Genomic DNA, 16,328 nt, shown 5'->3' with positions numbered 1-16,328 from the left:
ACCGCGGTCGGGGCGTTACTCCTCGTCGTCGATCAGGTCGCCGAACACCGACGCCGCGGTGTCAGGAACGTCGAAGTCGTGGTAGTGCTCGCCCTTCTCGTTCGAGAGGATGTCGAGCGCGGCGGCGGCGCCGTCGCCAGTCGAGATGACCGCCTGCCACTCCTCGGCGCGGGCCATCGCGCCGGTCGCGTAGACGCCGTCGACGCTGGTCTCCGTCGAGAGGTTGACGCTCACGGTGTCATCGTCGTCGAACTCGCAGCCGATTTCCTCCGCGAGGTCGCGGTTCGCGCCCGTCGCGAGGACGACGTAGTCGGCGTCGTACTCGCCCTCCTCGGTCGTCACGGTGAAGCCGTCGCCGGCGGACTCGACGCCCGTGACCTCCTCGCCCTGGTGGCGGTCGACGCCGAAGTCGTCGACCTGCTGGCGCGCGGTCGCCATGAACTCGCTGCCGCCGACGGAGCCCACGCCGAGGTAGTTGAACAGGTGCGCCTTGTGCATCCACGTCCCGTCCGTGTCGAAGAGGGTGGTGTCGAGGCCGTTCTTGCTCGCGAACAGTCCGGCGCTCAGACCGGCGGGGCCACCGCCGACGATTACGACGTTCGTCATGGTCGCAATACTCGCGCCCCGCTGATAAGCGTTGACGGAAGCGGGGATCGAAGCCGGGTGCCGCCGCAGCGCCGATTAGAGCGGCGCGTTACTCCGTGAAGTCGGTGAGCGATCCGGTCTCGTCGTCCGCGTCGTCGGCGTCGTCGGTCGCCCCCGAGCCGCTCCCGTCAGCGCTGGCGTTCGCGTCCGAGTCGCGCCACGGGTCGTCCGCGTCGACCGGTGCGACGGCGCGGTCGAGTTCGCTCTCGTCGTACTCGACGTCCTCGTCGAGCAGCATCGCGAGCCGCTGCCAGCGCGCGCTCCGCTCGTCTTCGCCCTCCGGCCCGACGCGAGTGCCGTGGGTCTTGAAGAATCGGGTGCCGCGCCCGCGCTTCGACCCCTCGCCCGTGTGCCCGTCGAAGACCGCGTCGAACTTGCCCTCCGGGTCGAGGTCGCCGACGGGGAAGTCGTGGGCGGGCGCCTCGCCGCGCTCGCGGGCCTCGGCCCGCACGTCGGCGACGGCGGAGAAGTACGCGTCCGCGTTCGACGCCTCGCGGGTCGAGCGGGCGCGGGCGGCCGCGAGCGCCGCGTGGATCGCACAGAGGCGGCCCTTCCACGCGGCCGGCTCCCAGCGCTCGGTGGCGAGTTCCTCGTAGCGCTCGATGGTGAGCGCGACCTCGTCGCCCGCGCGGAGGTCCTCGACGACGTAGAGGTTGAGCCGGTCCCAGAGGTTCCACGCGTACCCGGAGCGCGCCAGCTCCCACGCCGCCCACGCGGCGACCTCCTCGTCGGAGCGCCGGACCGCCTTCTGGAGGAGGCTGGAGACGACGTACCGGCTGTACCCGCCGTCGGTCTCGTTCGCCGCCTTCTCCTCGCCGAAGTCGTTCTCGCCCGTCGCGTCCGGCGTCGTCTCGGTTTCGAGGCTCCCGTCGGACCCGAACGTCGCCTGTCTGTCGTCGCCGTCGGCCATGTCCCCGCTCCCGCCGCGAGCGACTTAACTGCCGCGCGGCGAGCGCGGGTCGCGAGCGGCGTTCGAGTCCGGCGATCGGGGCCGCGGTACGGCGGATCACACCGGTCGTGAAAGGGAACCCTTAAGTCGAATCCGGCGGCTATGTTTCGGTAACCGCCCTTAGCTCAGCTTGGTAGAGCAGTCGACTGTAGATCGACTTGTCCCCCGTTCAATTCGGGGAGGGCGGACTGTTCCTCACCATCGGTAAGCGACAGCAATCGGCTGGAAGAATTTATTATTGTGAGAGTTTGGATCGGGTGCGCTGTCGCCGCATCACTTCTAAAACGGACTGTCGTTGTTCGTATTCTCGTCGATAAGTTAGGAGAATAGCTCGATGAGCTTCTGTGGTTGGGTTATTTCTCCTACTTAGCGTTGACGTAGACGGCGACACCAGCGATTGCGGCCGACAGGAACGCTATGAGATTCGCCTGTGCCGAAAATCCTGTCGGGGATAGACCACGAACGTAAATCCATACAACACTGGTTAGGAGAAACACCAGACTCGCTAATAACGCCTCAGCACTGATTGACATCACTAATCACCTCTGCTGCGTTTGCGTTGATGCTGTTGTAACGCATCACCATCCATAACGACGTGATACTCGTTATAATAGACTGAAAAACCGGAATTCGACAAACAGAGAAGACGATTCTACGATTCGGGAACCTGCTTCGGCGAATGTAGAACAGGATGAGAGTTTTGACCTACCACACTGTTTTAGCCCTATGGAGAGTGAAGAGGATGTATTACCAGATTGGATATCATCCAGAATTGAGGAACCAAATTTCAACAAAGACCTGACACAAAAGCGGGTTGCTGAAGAGTTTGTATTTGGTGACCGGCCGTTTTATAGTGTTTCTCAGATGCACGCCGCTCTTGGGGGCTCAGCTAGTGACGATACCGTGCGAACTCGGCTGGAAGAACTGAATGAAAGAGACGTGCTACGATTACAAGAAATCAATAACGGGAAGATATACTGGGTTAATCGCCCCGAGTCGACTTGGCCCATTCCACCAGATGTTGAGGTTGAGCCGAAATCCTCCGAAACATCACTTTCTGAGTGGCGAAATCAAACCCACGTCCAAACAGCTGCTGTGTCGATACTTGCTGCGATATTAGGGACTGCTATCACACTCGTAGGTGTTTTTCAGATTGGTGGATACTACCAACTTCCTATCTCCGGAAATGATCTCATCACGTATGGACTAAGTGCTGCGTTGGTGAGCTACGTGGGTATGATTGCTTCAGGGGCTATGTGGATATTTAATCAGTCAGCACCCGAGTAGGGGACAATGGCAACCGAATAGTACATTTCGTTGGAAGTGTTCCAAAATGGAATTGGGAATTTTGGGCGCTGAAAGGTATGATACACATTCGTGCCTGAGATCGTGACAGATACCCACAGATTTCTCGACGCGAACCTCAACCAAACCCGCTGCTTTTGAGCGCTCCCGACGTCACGACGAGTATGCGAGTCCGTTGGGCAGCGATTGTTGTCGTCGCGCTCGTCGCGTTGGCGGGTTGTGCGGGCGTGCCGACCACCGATCTCTCGGACACTGCCCCGGGTGACGCCGATCTCGACTCGCCACCCCCAGATCCGACTGGCGCCGACCCGAACGATCCGGACGACACGGCGTGGATCGGGACCGTCGTGCGCGTCGTCGACGGCGACACGATGGAGATCGAGTTCCCGAACGGCGAGGTCGACACCGTCCGGCTCCTCGGCGTCGACACGCCCGAGACGAGCGCCGGATCGACGTCGCCCGCCGAGTTCGAGGGTATCCCGGAGACGGACGCCGGCCGGGCGCACCTCCGGGCGTGGGGGATCGAGGCCTCTGCGTTCGCGGAGTCGGAACTCGCCGGCGAGGAGGTCACGGTCGTCACCGGCGGCGACCGCCGCGGGGGGTACGGGCGGCTGCTGGCGGTGCTGTACGTCGACGGCGAGGACTTCAACGAGCGCCTGCTCACGGAGGGGGACGCGCGGCTGTATGACACCGAGTTCGCGCTGCGCGACGCGTACGCGGCGGCCGAAGCCGACGCGAGGGAGCGCGGGGTCGGGCTCTGGGACTTCGACGAGTCGGACTACCCCACCGAGGTGAGCGAGGTCGACGACGCCGACCTCCCGCCGCTCCCCGCGGACGGGGACTACGACTGTTCCGACTTCGACACGCGGGCGGAGGCGAACGCCGTCCTCGATCGGATCGCCGGCGATCCCCACGACCTCGACGCCGACGGCGACGGGAAGGCCTGCGAGTCGCTGCCCAGTTTCGGGGTCGAAACAACTGATCTCCCTGTGTCGGCGTAACACACTTAAGAGCGCGCTCGGTACGATGTCGTAGTGGCATCCCGACAGGGCGGGTCGGGGGACGCGGAGCCCCTCGGGCCCGGATCGACGGAGCGTCGGACCGCTTCCACGACCGCCGCCGCGAGCCGGCAGGGAGACGCTCGGCCCCGGTCGCCGCCGGAGTCGCCGGCGCGCCGCCGCGCTCGGGCCGGCCGAACCGACCGCCCGGAGTATCGGTCGGTCGACCCGCCCCACGGCGGGGAGGCCGCCGCCCGGACGCCGGAGGACCCCCCGGTGCGCGACCCCTCGCTCTACGCGCTCACCGACCACTTCCGCGAGCGGCTCGAACAGCCCGGTCGGTACGTCTCGACGCGCACGGTGAGCGACGCGATCCGGGGGGGACAGCTCCGCTGGAACAACACCGACGGCTGGCGGTTCGCCCTCGTTGAGGGCGGCGTCCGCTTCGTCGTGGTCGTGAGCGACACGGAGACGAACTCCCCGGTCGTCGTCACGGGGTGGACCGAGGTCGCGGACCGCGAGGCCGCCCTCGAAGCGCCGCGGTGGGACGGCGTCGACGTGGACACCATCGCCGTGCGCGCCGCGCTCAGCGAGTCGTCGTCGACGCCCATTCCGGACCGCATTCGACCCCGGACCGTGACCCGCCCGTTCGAGGTGGGCGAACACCGCCTCGAAACCGAGCCGGGCGAGCCGTTCGTGCGCTGTACCGACTGCGGCTGCCGGTTCCGCTCGAAGGGGGGGATCACCTCGCGACGGTGTCGGCAGCGGTCGCCGGGGCGGTAGTCGTCGGTATTGCTTTTTAAGCGAGTCCTGTTCGCGCGATTCACTAGCAACCGAGTAGTGCTGTGGCGCGCGCCTCCGAGCGCCCGCAGGGCGCGAGGAGCGCGTGCGAGGGAGTCAGTCGCCGAAGCGAAGCGGAGGCGACTGACGGGGTTGGGGAGGAATGAGGATGCGGTTCGGGGTGGGGCGGGACTCAAAGGGGCAGCCGCGAGGCGGGCGGAGGCGACGTAAGCACCGCAAGGAGCGAGTGAAACGAGCGACTGAGGAGCGCAACGAGCGTGCGCCCGCCTCGCGGCTGGGGCTTTGTGGCTGTTCGCGGTCGATTATCCGGCAGCAAGCCCATACGATTTCGGTGACGTCTCTGACTCGTCCCGTCCGCTGACGCTATCCATTTCCGCGTCGCGACCGAAGCGGCGGTGATGACCGACGATACCGGCGATGACGCCGGAGACGATCTCAGCGAGGACGACGCTAACAACCTCTCCTTGGATCGCTTCCACGAGGCGCTCGAAGCCGAGGAGCGCCCGGTCGCGACCGCGAGCGAGGTCGCCCGCCGACTCGGGACCACGCAGGCGGCCGCCCGCGACGCGCTCGCGGCGCTCGTCGACCGCGGCGACGTGGACCGACTCGACGTCGAGGCCGACCCCGTCGTCTTCTACCCGCGCGACTGGGGGGCGCTGGCGAGCCGCGAGCGCGTCGTGGTCTTCCCGAAGCGCCGCGAGATAGTCGTCGACCGCCCGACGCAGTACACCCGGGCGCGGCTCTCGCAGTTCGCGAACCTCGTCGACACCACCGGCACCGAGCCGGGAACCCGCGGCTACCTCTACCGGATCCGGCAGGAGGACGTGTGGGCCGCGCCGTTCGACGACGCCGACGCGCTCGTGGGCGCGCTCCGCTCCGTCATCCCGCGGCGCGACGACCACCTCGAAGACTGGGTGCGCGACCAGTGGCGCCGCGCGCACCGCTTCCGGCTGTATACCCACGCGGACGGCTACGTGGTCCTCGAAGCCGCCTCGGAGAGCCTGATGGGCAACGTCGCCGACCAGCACCTCGACGACGACCACCTCCGCGCGCCCATCTCCGACACTGAGGCGTGGGTCAACGACGACGCCGTCGCCGCGGTCAAGCGCGCGCTCTACGACGCCGGCTACCCCGTCGAGGACGACCGCGACCTGGAGACCGGCGACCCGGTCGAGATCGAACTCACCACGGACCTCCGCGACTACCAGGCGACGTGGGTCGAGACGTTCCTCGACCGCAAGTCCGGTGTGTACGTCGGCCCACCGGGCTCCGGAAAGACCGTCGCCGGGATCGCGACGATCGCGGCGGTCGGCGGCGAGACGCTCATCCTCGTCCCCTCGCGCGAACTCGCCGACCAGTGGCGGGAGGAACTGCTGGAGCACTCCACGGTCGACCGCGCAGACATCGGGCTGTACCACGGCGGCACCAAGGAGATCCGCCCGGTCACGATCGCGACGTACCAGATCGCCGGGATGGACCGCCACCGGAGCCTCTTCGACTCCCGCGAGTGGGGGCTGATCTGCTTCGACGAGGTGCACCACGTCACCGGCCCCGTCTACTCCCGGACGGCCGAGTTCCAGAGCAGACACCGACTCGGGCTCTCGGCGACCCCCGTCAGCGAAACGGGCAGCGAGGAGGAGATATATACCCTCATCGGCCAACCCATCGGCGCCGACTGGGACTCCCTCTTCGAGGCCGGCTTCGTCCAAGAGCCCGAGGTCGAGATACGGTACGTCCCGTGGCGTGACGAGACGGCCCGAAACGAGTACGCCGCCGCGGACGGCCGCGAACGCCGACGGCTCGCGGCCGAGAACCCCGCCAAGGTCGAGGAGATCCGCTACCTGCTCGCCGCCCACCGAGACAAGAAGGCGCTCGTCTTCGTCGAGTACCTCGATCACGGGCGTGCGATCGCCGACGCGCTCGACGCCCCGTTCATCAGCGGCGAGACGCCCCACCACGAGCGCGCGGAGCTGTTCCGGCGGTTCCGGGCGGCAGACGGCGACGCGACCGAGGGCGAGGAGGATTCGGCGGGTGCGCGCGACGACGACGCCCTCGACGTCCTCGTCGTCTCCCGGGTCGGCGACGAGGGGATCGACCTCCCGAACGCGGAGCTGGCGGTCGTCGCGAGCGGCCTGGGCGGCTCCCGGCGACAGGGCTCACAGCGCGCGGGGCGGACGATGCGCCCGACCGGCTCCGCGCTCGTCTACGTCCTCGCGACGCGCGGGTCGAGCGGGGAGGAGTTCGCCCAGCGACAGATGCGGCACCTCGGCCGGAAGGGCGTCCGCGTTCGCGAGACGAACGTCGCGGAGTAGGCCGCCTCTCGGCGCGTCGAGCCACCCGCGCGTCGAACCGCCCGATCAGAGCGCGTCCGCCACGCGCTCGGCCGCCTCCTCGATCTCACCCTCGTTCTCGACGAACCGGACGGGCGCGTTCTGGTCTCTCGCGTACTGGAGCGCCGCGGATCGGTTGAGGTCCTGCTCGAAGTCGATCCGGCGTTCGGTGACCCCGTCGAGGTCGCGGTCGCTCTCCCGCCTGCGTTCCAGGATCGTCGCCGGCTCCGCCTCCACGAGGACGAACGCGTCCGGCGAGACGTCCTGAAGCACTTCGACGGGGAGCCCTTGGACGTAGCCGGTCGGCGTTTCGACCGCGAGGTGCGTCGAGAGGATCACGTTCGTCGTCTCCGCCTCCTCGGCGACGAACTCGCCTGCGCGACGCTGGAGTCGACGCGTTTCGGTCTGCGAGAGCGTGCCGAGCTGCGACCGCTCGGTCGCGATACCCATCGCCGCCGCCTGTTCGAGCATCGCGTCGCCGAAGTTGATCAGCTTGTATCCCTCTCCGAGTCCGCGCCTGACGGCCTGACAGACGCTGGAGAGACCGACGCCGTTGACCCCCGACACGAGCGTGACGGACATCAGAAGCTCACCTCGTTCTCCTCGTCTCCCGGCATGCCGCCGCGGTCGTCGTAGTACCGGCGGCCGACGAACCGAGCGCCGACGAGCATCATCAGTTCGTCGTAGAGGTCGTCGGCCGAGCCGTACGTCTCGACGTCCGACCGATCGATCACGGCCCGGATCGTCGTGGACTCTCCGTCCGGCGGCGACAGCTCCGTGTCACCGACCGTCTCCAGCACCTCGTCCCGGGACGCCGGAAACTGTAGTTTCCTCGCGAACAGGTCTCGCGTCTCTGGTAAGCGCATACATACCATGTGACAGCGCACGTGAAAATAAGTGTACGTACGAGTCGGCGCGTCGCCGTCTCTCCGACGAGTTCCCCTCCCTCGCGGTGTCGGGTCCCCGTACTCGCCCGCGGGTCCGTCGCCGGGCGAAGCTTTCAACACGCACTCCGGCGACTTCGCGACATGGACGCTGACGAGCCCTCGCCCGCCGCCGACAGGGACGATGACCCGCCGCCGACCGTCGCCGAGGCAGTCGTGGACGCGATGCTCGACCGCGGCGTCGACACGGTATTCGGCATCCCGGGGAAGCAGACCCTCCCGCTGAACCGGGCGCTCGCCGACCGCGACGCGCGGTTCGTCGTCGCGCGGCACGAGACCGCGGTCCCCCATCAGGCGTGGGGGTACGCCGAGACGAGCGATCCGGGCGAGATGGCCGCCACCTGCGTCGTCCCCGGACCGGGCGACACTAACGCGATGAACGGGCTGAAGAACGCCCTGAACGACTGCGTTCCGCTCCTCCACCTCGCCGTCGAGACGGAACGGTCGGTCCGCGGCGGCGACGGAATCCACGAGACGCCGCCGGAGACGTACGACACCGTCGTCAAGGAGAACGTCCTCGTCGACTCGCCCGCGGGCGCGGTGCCGGCCGTCGTCGAGGCGATCCGAACGGCCCGCGAACACCCGCAGGGGCCGGTCCGCGTCGGGATCCCGAAGGACCTCCTCGCGGGTCGAACGCCCCAGCCGGCGGTCGGCGACCGGGACCCCGCGCCGCCGCCGGCCCCGACCGCCGAGGCGGTGAACGAGGCGGCCGACCTGCTCGCCGGCGCGAACTCGCCCGTCGTCCTCGCCGGCGGCGGCGTTCGGCGGTCGGACGCGAGCGACGCGCTCCGGTCGGCCGCCGAGGGGCTGGACGCACCGGTCGTGACGACGTACAAAGGAAAGGGGACGCTCCCCGAGACGCATCCGCTGTCGGCCGGGGTCCTCTGTGGCGGCGCCAGCGCGGAACTGCGTGACCTCCTCGCGAGCGCCGACGTCGGCCTCGTGGTCGGCTCCGACCTCGACGCGGTCGCGACCGCCACGTGGTCCGTCTCGATGCCGGAGACGCTGGTCCACGTCACACTCGACGGCGACGACGTGGGGTTCGGCTACGAGACCGACCTCGGCGTCGTCGCCGACGCCGACCGCTTCCTCCGCACGCTCGACGACCGCCTTGACGCGGGGCGCACCGCCGCTCCTGACCGCTCCGGCGCCGAGCGCGCGGCGTCGGTCCGCGCCGCCGACCGCGAGCGGTTCGACGCGCTCTCGGAATCGAGCGACGCCGGAGACGGCGCCGACGACAGCGACGACGACGACCGCCCCCTCCGCTCCGTCGAAGTCCTCTCGGCGGTGCGCGACGCGGTCCCCGACGAGGCGGTCGTCGCCGCCGACGCGGGCGGGTTCCGGCTGTGGACGCTCGTCTCGTTCCCCGCCGCCGGCCCGCAGTCGTACGTCAACCCCGGTTCATGGGCGACGATGGGGACCGGACTCCCGTCGGCGCTCGGCGCCAAGCTGGCGAACCCGGACCGCGACGTCGTCGCGCTCACCGGCGACGGGGGGCTCATGATGTGCGTCCACGAACTCCACACGCTGGCGAGCGAGGGGATCGACGTGACCGTCGTCGCGCTCAACAACGACGACTACGCGATCATCAGCGAGGAGGCGTCGCGGTCGTACGAGTTCCCGGACCAGAGCTACGGCTGGGCGGAGACCGGCCTCGACCTCGTCGCGGTCGCGTCCGGGATGGGGCTGCCCGCGGAACGCGTCCGCGAGCGCGACGCGGTCGGCGACGCCGTCGAGCGCGCTCGCGCCCGCGACGGCCCGGCGCTCGTCGAGGTCGTCACCGATCCGGCCGAACCGCAGGCGAGCGAGTGGATGACCGGACCGCATCCGAGCGAGTGATCGCCTCACGACCGGGCGAGTGACAGCCCCGCGACCCTGCGAGTAGCCGCTCGGTTTCACGCGGAGCGTTTCCGAGATTTGAAGCGATCTATATTAGCGTCGCCCCCCGACCCGAGGTATGCGCAACCCGTGGGTCCACGACGACGTCCCCGACGGCGCCGGGAACGGATACGACGGGCCGGTCCGTCTCCTCGCGGCGTTCATGTGGGGCACGCTGGCGCTCTTCGTCGGTGGGTTCGTCCTGCTCTCCGGGGCGGGCGTCGTCGACCTCGCCGACGGTGGATCCCTCGGCGAGGTCGTCACGGGGGTCGTCGCCGCGCTGGCGTTGGCGCTGGCGCTCCCGATCCTGTTGAAGCTGCTCGCGATCTCGCGCGTGCTGGCCGTTCTCGCGTTCCTCGGGGCGGGCGCGTCGGTCGGTCGGTTCGTGATCGCCCGCGAGCCGGAGCGGTTCCGGGCGCTCCTGAACGCGTGGAACGGGCTCGTCGAGAACGCGGGCTCGCTCGGCGGCCTCTTCGATTTCGTCGACTCGATGTCGCCCGCGGTGGTCGACGCCGTGCCCCTCGACGCCGCGGCGGCGGTGATCGCCTCCGTTCCGGTCGCCTGACGGTGCGGCCGCCGGCGTGAAACCGGTCCCGCGCCCCCGTCGCCCCGGACGTGAGCCTTAACAACACTCGTTGTGAATCCCGCCCATGACGCATCCGAACGACGTCGCCGTCGGCATCGTCGGCCTCGGCGGCATCGGGTCCCACCACGCGACGAAGCTGGCCGAGCGCGGCGCGACCCTCGTCGGCGGAATGGACGTCGACGCCGACGCCCGCGGGCGGTTCCACGAGGAGTTCGGTGTCCCCGCCTACGAGGACGAGGCGGCCCTCTACGACGCCTGCGACGCCGTGCTGGTCACCACGCCGAATCGCTTCCACGAGGAGTACGCGACCTCCGCGCTGGAGGCGGGCCTCGACGTCCTCTTGGAGAAGCCGCTGGCGCACACGCTGGAGAGCGCCGAGCGAATCGCCGAGGCCGCCCGCGCCGCCGAGGGGTTCTGTATGGTCGGGTTCAACAACCGGTTCGCGGAGCCGGTTCAAGTGGTCAAACATTACCAAGACGAGGGGCGGTTCGGCGAGACCACCCACGTCGAGGCGAACTACGTGCGCCGGCGCGGCGTCCCCGGCCGAGGCTCGTGGTTCACGTCGGCGGACGTCGCCGGCGGCGGCGCGCTCATCGACATCGGCGTCCACGCCATCGACCTCGCCCTCTACTTCCTCGACCACCCCGAGGTCGTGGAGGTCTCGGGGAAGACGCGCTCGGAGTTCGGCGGCCGCGACGACTACGCGTACGTCCACATGTGGGGCGACGACGCCGGGCCGGAGGGGTTCGACGTCGACGACTCCGCGTCGGCGTTCATCCGCGCCGAAGACGGCTCCACGGTGTCGCTGGAGGCCGCGTGGGCGACGAACCGGCCCGAGACCGACGAGTTCGTCGTCCGGGGCACCGAGGCGGGCGCGACGTTCGACCGCGGCAGCGGCGACCTCACGGTCCACGAGTCGGGCGTCGGCGGCGGCCACCACCTCACGGACGCGACCGTCGAGACGCGCGAGGGCGACGCCCACGCCGCCGAGCAGGAGACGTTCCTCGAAGCGGCCGCCGCGGGCGAGGCGCCCGGCATCAACACCGTCGAGGAGGGACTGCGCGTCCAGCGCGTCATCGACGCCATCTACCGGTCCTCGGAGATCGGTGCGGCGGTCCGGCTTGACTGAGAGCCGCTCCGCGATGGGAACCTATTCGGTGCTGGACTCATTCCCCTCTGACAACTCGTGACTCGCGATTCCGGCCCGACGCCGCCCTCCGAACGGATCACCAGCCTCGACGCGCTCCGAGGGTTCGCGCTGCTCGGTATCCTCGCCATCAACATCTGGGTGTTCGCGATGCCGGAGTCGACCCTGATCAACCCCACCTCGTACGGCGACTTCACGGGCGCGAACTACTGGGCCTGGTTCGTCGGCCACGTGTTCGCGCAGAACAAGTTCATCACGATCTTCTCGGCGCTGTTCGGCGCGGGCATCGTCCTGTTCGCGGAGAGCAAGGAGCGGAAGGGGCAGGACGCCGTTCGGCTCCACTATCGCCGGACCGCCGTGCTCATCGCGATCGGGCTCCTCCACGCGTACGTGCTGTGGTACGGCGACATCCTCGTGGCCTACGGGCTCTCGGCGCTGTTCTTGGTGTTCGCCCGCGACCTCGAGGCGCGGAAGCTGGCCGGGCTCGGCGTCGCGTTCCTCCTGCTTTTCGTCGGCCTGCGGCTGTTCGCCGCGGTGACGCTCGGGGCCGAGGCGATCGGGGGGTCTTGGGCGCCGTCGGAGGCCGCGATCCGACAGGAGGTGGCGGCCTACCGCGGCGGCTGGCTCCAACAGCTCGACCACCGGGTGCCGGCCGCGTTCAACCGACAGCTGGCCATCTTCGAGAGCTTCTGGCAGATCGGCGGCACCATGCTGCTCGGCATGGCGCTGTACAAGTGGGGCGTCCTGACCGGCGACCGCTCGCGGACGCTGTACCGGCGGCTCGTCGCCGCCGGCGTCGTGGGCCTCGGAATCGTCGTCGCGGGCGTCGCGTACATCCGGGCGAACGACTGGAGCGCCGACGCCGCGCTGTTCTTCCTCCAGTTCAACTTCGTCGGGAGCTTCCTCGTGGCCGGCGGGTACGTCGGGCTCGTCATGCTGTACGCAAAGCGTCGGCCGGACGGCCCCGTGACGCGGGCGTTCGCCGCGGTCGGGCGGACCGCGTTCACGAACTACCTGCTCCAGACGGTGATCGCCACCACGATCTTCTACGGGCACGGGTTCGGGCTGTTCGGATACGTCAGCCGGGTCGAGCAGTACGGGATCGTCGTCGCCATCTGGGCGGTTCAGGTCCCCCTCTCGGTGCTGTGGCTGCGGTACTTCCGGTTCGGCCCCGTCGAGTGGGTGTGGCGGACGCTCACCTACGGGGAGAAACAGCCGTTGCGGTTGGAGAAGTAAACTACCCCACCCTACTCCCTCGGCGCATACGGACCTCGGTCCTTGAGGGTGGGGCTTTGATGTGGACTCCCGACAATCAGTCGCCAGCAATAGGCTGGTGACTCTCGCCGTTCAACGTCACCAGAACGCAAAGCGTTCTGGTTGGCTCACGAGAGCTCCGCTCTCGTGAACGTCCCACCATTCACACGCACGTCTACTGGTGCGTCTCCACTCCCCGACTTGGGCGAGGAACGGAGTTTGTGTTGTCGCTTCCGGCCGTATCGCACGCCAATGTTCTTCGCCGCGTTGTAATCCGCGTTCACTTCGTACCCGCACTTCTGGCAGTGGAAGTGTTCTCCGTGGCGATTGTCGCCGTGTGTGAACCCGCAGTCCGTCCGAGAACAGCGTTGGGACGTGTGGTTCGGCTCAACCTCCTCCACGGAGACACCCTCCTCTGGTCCCTTGTAGGAGACGTACTCGAACACCCGTCGAAACGCCCACACGTGGTGCCACTTCGCGTGCGGAAGTCGCTCACGAATGTCGGTCAAGTCCTCGAACACGATTACGTCGCAGTCGTGTTCGACGGCTTCCGAAACGATCTCGTTGGCAACCGTGTGGATGTACTGTTTCCGCCACGCTTCTTCGCGCTTGCCGAGGCGAAGCAGGGCCTTGTGTGCGGCTTGCGTGCCGCGCTGTTGCATCTCACCACGCCGCTTCTCGAACTCACGACACCAGTGGTCGTAGTCGTCTCCCTGCCAGAAGCGCCCCGTTGAGGAAACAGCGAGGCTGTTAACGCCGAGGTCGATACCGAGGACTGTTTGGTGCCCGGCATCTTCCGAAACCTCGGACGAATCGTTGTCTTCTTCGGAGTCATACTTCCGCGTGGTGATGTGGAAGTAGAACTCGTCGGTCGCCTTATCATATTGAAGCGTACTCGCCCGGTACTCAAACTCATCGGACAGCACGTACTGGTCGTAGGGCGTCGGGCTATCCGAGGGGAGTTCAAAATCACACTCTACACGTCCGTTGATGGTTGAGAGCGAGACTTTGTTCCGATAGAATGTGGCGCTGCGCTTGTCGTAGAGCATACTCCACGACGTAAACTCCGGTTGGCTCACTCGCTTCGCTTGTTTCCACCGTTCGACGCATCCTTTCGTCGCTTGTACGGCGCGTCGGATGGCCTCTTGGACAAGGTTCGCGGTGAGATCGGTTTCCTCCCGGAGTTCATCGTAGAGTGCGTCTCGTGCGGTCGTGTTGGCCGTGACACAATCAGTGTAGGAGTCGTCGGACCAACAGAACTCGGCGGCACGGTTGGCGCAGTGAAGGAACTGCCGGGCGGACTCGTGGAGGTCGTCGCGGCGCTCGTCGGGAACGACAAGTTTGACGGGTGCAGTACGTCGGACCTCCATATTTCAGATGTAGTTCTAACGCTTCTTAAACTCTTGGGAGTCAGGTAGTCGAGGTATGCCGGTTGTGTCGTACTATGTCGGTTTCCTCTTCAGCCTACTCACTCACTCCGTTCGCTCGAGGCCGGAGGCTCCACCTCGAAAATGCTGAGTCCGCGTTCTCCGAACTGAGACTCGCGAGGACACGTTCAACACCTTCCCGTCGAACCCCCGCCTATGAGCGAGTTCGACGTTCACGACCACCGCCACGAGCTGAAACAGCTCCGCGACTCGGGCCGCACGAGCCTCTGGGAGAACAGGGAAGAGATGGCGTGTCCGGTGTGCGAGGACGTCTTTTCGCGGCTGTTCCTCACGCGACAGGCCGGCACGACGTTCCCGGAGAACGACGGCGCGCGCTTCTGTCTGCTCCGCGACGGCGACGCGGTCTATCTGTTCAGGCACTGAGCGAACGGGAGACCGCTGAGTCCGTCAGTCGTCGCCAACGGGGTCGACGGCGGGCTCTGGGTCGTCGATGTAGCGCTCGGTCCACGTGCCGCGCGAGAACCACGCGACGCCGACGACCGCGCCGAGGATGTTTCCGAGCGCCATGCCGACCCAGACGCCGGTCTCTCCCCACCCGGCCACGAACACGAGGTACGCCACGCTCGCGACCCGACCAACCCAGAGGGTGACGATCGAGATGACCATCGCGGTCTTCGTGTTGCCCGCGCCGCGGAAGGCGCCGAGGATCACCTGCGAGACGCCGATGAAGGCGAACTCGACCGACCGGATCCGGACGTACTCGACCGCGTAAGAGATCGTCGCCGGCGCGTCCGGCACGTCGCCGAGGAACGCCCCGACGATGGGCTCGGTGAACGTCACGGCGACGACCGCGACGAGGAACATCACGCCCGCGCCGGTCGTGGCGGCGAACTTCACGGCCTTGCCCGCGCGGTCGGCGCGGTTCGCGCCGAGGTTCTGCCCGACCATCGTGTCGATGGCGCGGCCGAGCCCCATCGTGGGGAGGAACACGAGCGAGATGAGGCGGTTCCCGAGGCCGTACGCCGCGACGACCGGCGGCGAGAAGGTGACGATCATCGCGGTGAGCGTGATCATCGCGAGCGCGCTCGTCGTCTGCTCGACGCTGGAGGGGAGGCCGAGCCGGAAGATGTCGCGGATGAAGTCGAGGTCCGGGACGAGGTGGCCGAACGTCACGTTCGGCCCGTACCCGGTCCCGAACAGGATCCAGAGCCCGATGCCCGTCGCGACGCCCCGCGAGAGGATGGTCGCGAGCGCGGCGCCCTGGATGCCGATCCCGGTGACCCCCGTCATCGAGAGCAGCGTCGCCTCCAGCGCGACGAGGTCGAGCGCGGCGATACCCGGCACGGCGGCGAGCCACTCGAACAGCGGGTTCCCGTCGAACCCGAAGATGAAGAACGGGTCGAGCAGGACGTTCAGGAGGACGGAGATGAACATCACCGCCATCGGCGTCCGCGTGTCGCCGTAGCCGCGCATCAGCGCCGAGAAGACGAAGAAGCCGAACATCAAGGGGATCCCGGCGAAGATGACCTCCATGTAGTCGGCCGCGAGCGGGATCACCGTCGCAGCGGTGTCCGCGTCGCTGGGCAGGATTTCGAGGGCCGGCCGGGTGTAGAAGTAGCCGCCGACCCCGATGAACGCGGACAGCACCGAGACGGTGAAGATGGTCTGTCCCGCCACGAGTCCGGCGGAGCCGTCGCCGTCGGCGCCGGTGTACTGCGCGACGAGGATCGCGCCCGCGGTCGTGAAGCCGCCGGCGACCGCGATCAGCAGGAAGATCAGCGGGAACGCGAGGCTGATCGCACCGACGGCCTCCGCCGAGAGCCGGCCGAGGTAGAGGGTGTCGACGATGTTGTACGTCACCTGTAACAGCTGGATGACGACGATCGGCCACGCGAGGCGGAACAGCGGCCGGAGGAGGCTCCCCTCGGTGATCGACTCGTCGTCGAGCGGGCCGTCGTCCTCGGGGCCGTCGCCGGGCGTGTCGCCCTCGCGGCGCTTGACGGCGTCGTCGGGCCCGTCGGTGGAGTCCGACGGATCGGAGGGATCGGCAGCGGGCTCGTCGCTCACTGCTACACAAACGCCGGGGGCGCTCTATCAGACTTC

General features: G+C 67.7%; 15 protein-coding genes and 1 tRNA gene. 10 read left to right on the top strand and 6 right to left on the bottom strand.

The window, feature by feature from the left end; all coding sequences use genetic code 11:
- Positions 1-15: 15 nt before the first annotated feature.
- Together C463_RS10905 and C463_RS10900 are read right to left on the bottom strand one after the other, a co-directional pair.
- On the bottom strand, positions 16-606 hold the full coding sequence (locus C463_RS10905) for an NAD(P)/FAD-dependent oxidoreductase (RefSeq protein WP_008443725.1): 591 nt from the start codon (positions 604-606) through the stop codon (positions 16-18).
- 88 nt (positions 607-694) lie between these two features.
- A complete protein-coding gene (locus tag C463_RS10900) occupies positions 695-1,555 on the bottom strand; it encodes a hypothetical protein (protein WP_008443724.1) in 861 nt (286 codons plus the stop codon).
- Between the two features lie 153 nt (positions 1,556-1,708).
- On the opposite strand from C463_RS10900, the gene C463_RS10895 reads away from it, so the two are divergent.
- From C463_RS10895 to C463_RS10880, 5 genes are all read left to right on the top strand, one after another.
- A tRNA-Tyr gene (locus C463_RS10895) sits at positions 1,709-1,782 on the top strand.
- Positions 1,783-2,320: 538 nt separating this feature from the next.
- Entirely contained in the window at positions 2,321-2,881 is a 561-nt protein-coding gene (locus tag C463_RS17840) for a hypothetical protein (RefSeq protein ID WP_008443723.1), read from the top strand.
- Positions 2,882-3,063: 182 nt separating this feature from the next.
- Entirely contained in the window at positions 3,064-3,900 is an 837-nt protein-coding gene (locus C463_RS10890; protein WP_049905835.1) for a thermonuclease family protein, read from the top strand.
- A 33-nt stretch (positions 3,901-3,933) separates the two neighbouring features.
- Entirely contained in the window at positions 3,934-4,680 is a 747-nt protein-coding gene (locus C463_RS10885) for a hypothetical protein (protein ID WP_008443719.1), read from the top strand.
- Between the two features lie 416 nt (positions 4,681-5,096).
- A complete protein-coding gene (locus C463_RS10880; RefSeq protein ID WP_008443717.1) occupies positions 5,097-7,010 on the top strand; it encodes a DEAD/DEAH box helicase in 1,914 nt (637 codons plus the stop codon).
- Between the two features lie 45 nt (positions 7,011-7,055).
- Here C463_RS10880 and C463_RS10875 read toward each other — a convergent pair whose 3' ends face one another.
- Both C463_RS10875 and C463_RS10870 read right to left on the bottom strand, forming a co-directional pair.
- Positions 7,056-7,610 carry an adenylate kinase gene (locus tag C463_RS10875; protein ID WP_008443715.1) on the bottom strand — a complete coding sequence of 185 codons (555 nt, stop codon included), beginning with the start codon at positions 7,608-7,610 and terminating at the stop codon, positions 7,056-7,058.
- On the bottom strand, positions 7,610-7,894 hold the full coding sequence (locus C463_RS10870) for a DUF5789 family protein (protein WP_008443713.1): 285 nt from the start codon (positions 7,892-7,894) through the stop codon (positions 7,610-7,612). The genes C463_RS10875 and C463_RS10870 overlap by 1 nt, the downstream gene beginning before the upstream one ends.
- Before the next feature lie 162 nt (positions 7,895-8,056).
- On the opposite strand from C463_RS10870, the gene C463_RS10865 reads away from it, so the two are divergent.
- From C463_RS10865 to C463_RS10850, 4 genes are all read left to right on the top strand, one after another.
- Entirely contained in the window at positions 8,057-9,811 is a 1,755-nt protein-coding gene (locus tag C463_RS10865) for a thiamine pyrophosphate-binding protein (protein WP_008443711.1), read from the top strand.
- A gap of 118 nt (positions 9,812-9,929) precedes the next feature.
- Entirely contained in the window at positions 9,930-10,415 is a 486-nt protein-coding gene (locus tag C463_RS10860) for a hypothetical protein (RefSeq protein WP_008443710.1), read from the top strand.
- An 85-nt stretch (positions 10,416-10,500) separates the two neighbouring features.
- Entirely contained in the window at positions 10,501-11,565 is a 1,065-nt protein-coding gene (locus C463_RS10855) for a Gfo/Idh/MocA family protein (RefSeq protein WP_008443708.1), read from the top strand.
- 57 nt (positions 11,566-11,622) lie between these two features.
- A complete protein-coding gene (locus tag C463_RS10850; protein ID WP_008443706.1) occupies positions 11,623-12,819 on the top strand; it encodes a DUF418 domain-containing protein in 1,197 nt (398 codons plus the stop codon).
- Between the two features lie 146 nt (positions 12,820-12,965).
- Here the strand turns inward: C463_RS10850 and C463_RS10845 are convergent, their stop codons facing one another.
- Complete coding sequence (locus C463_RS10845) at positions 12,966-14,207, bottom strand: RNA-guided endonuclease InsQ/TnpB family protein (protein ID WP_008443704.1); 1,242 nt, start codon at positions 14,205-14,207, stop codon at positions 12,966-12,968.
- A 213-nt stretch (positions 14,208-14,420) separates the two neighbouring features.
- Here C463_RS10845 and C463_RS10840 point away from each other — a divergent pair, with 213 nt between their 5' ends.
- On the top strand, positions 14,421-14,648 hold the full coding sequence (locus tag C463_RS10840) for a DUF7385 family protein (RefSeq protein ID WP_008443703.1): 228 nt from the start codon (positions 14,421-14,423) through the stop codon (positions 14,646-14,648).
- A gap of 24 nt (positions 14,649-14,672) precedes the next feature.
- Here the strand turns inward: C463_RS10840 and C463_RS10835 are convergent, their stop codons facing one another.
- Positions 14,673-16,292 carry an MATE family efflux transporter gene (locus C463_RS10835; RefSeq protein WP_008443701.1) on the bottom strand — a complete coding sequence of 540 codons (1,620 nt, stop codon included), beginning with the start codon at positions 16,290-16,292 and terminating at the stop codon, positions 14,673-14,675.
- Positions 16,293-16,328 lie beyond the last annotated feature (36 nt).

Source organism: Halorubrum californiense DSM 19288, assembly GCF_000336875.1.
GTDB lineage: Archaea > Halobacteriota > Halobacteria > Halobacteriales > Haloferacaceae > Halorubrum > Halorubrum californiense.
This window is presented reverse-complemented; position numbering and strand designations above follow the sequence as displayed.

What these genes read in the sequence shown, in the direction of transcription:
- C463_RS10840 (WP_008443703.1), top strand. Translation starts at nt 14,421, where the DNA reads ATGAGCGAGTTCGACGTTCACGACCACCGCCACGAGCTGAAACAGCTC.
- C463_RS10900 (WP_008443724.1), bottom strand. Translation starts at nt 1,555, where the DNA reads ATGGCCGACGGCGACGACAGACAGGCGACGTTCGGGTCCGACGGGAGC.
- C463_RS10845 (WP_008443704.1), bottom strand. Translation starts at nt 14,207, where the DNA reads ATGGAGGTCCGACGTACTGCACCCGTCAAACTTGTCGTTCCCGACGAG.
- C463_RS10865 (WP_008443711.1), top strand. Translation starts at nt 8,057, where the DNA reads ATGGACGCTGACGAGCCCTCGCCCGCCGCCGACAGGGACGATGACCCG.
- C463_RS17840 (WP_008443723.1), top strand. Translation starts at nt 2,321, where the DNA reads ATGGAGAGTGAAGAGGATGTATTACCAGATTGGATATCATCCAGAATT.
- C463_RS10880 (WP_008443717.1), top strand. Translation starts at nt 5,097, where the DNA reads ATGACCGACGATACCGGCGATGACGCCGGAGACGATCTCAGCGAGGAC.
- C463_RS10875 (WP_008443715.1), bottom strand. Translation starts at nt 7,610, where the DNA reads ATGTCCGTCACGCTCGTGTCGGGGGTCAACGGCGTCGGTCTCTCCAGC.
- C463_RS10890 (WP_049905835.1), top strand. Translation starts at nt 3,064, where the DNA reads ATGCGAGTCCGTTGGGCAGCGATTGTTGTCGTCGCGCTCGTCGCGTTG.
- C463_RS10860 (WP_008443710.1), top strand. Translation starts at nt 9,930, where the DNA reads ATGCGCAACCCGTGGGTCCACGACGACGTCCCCGACGGCGCCGGGAAC.
- C463_RS10905 (WP_008443725.1), bottom strand. Translation starts at nt 606, where the DNA reads ATGACGAACGTCGTAATCGTCGGCGGTGGCCCCGCCGGTCTGAGCGCC.
- C463_RS10870 (WP_008443713.1), bottom strand. Translation starts at nt 7,894, where the DNA reads ATGCGCTTACCAGAGACGCGAGACCTGTTCGCGAGGAAACTACAGTTT.
- C463_RS10855 (WP_008443708.1), top strand. Translation starts at nt 10,501, where the DNA reads ATGACGCATCCGAACGACGTCGCCGTCGGCATCGTCGGCCTCGGCGGC.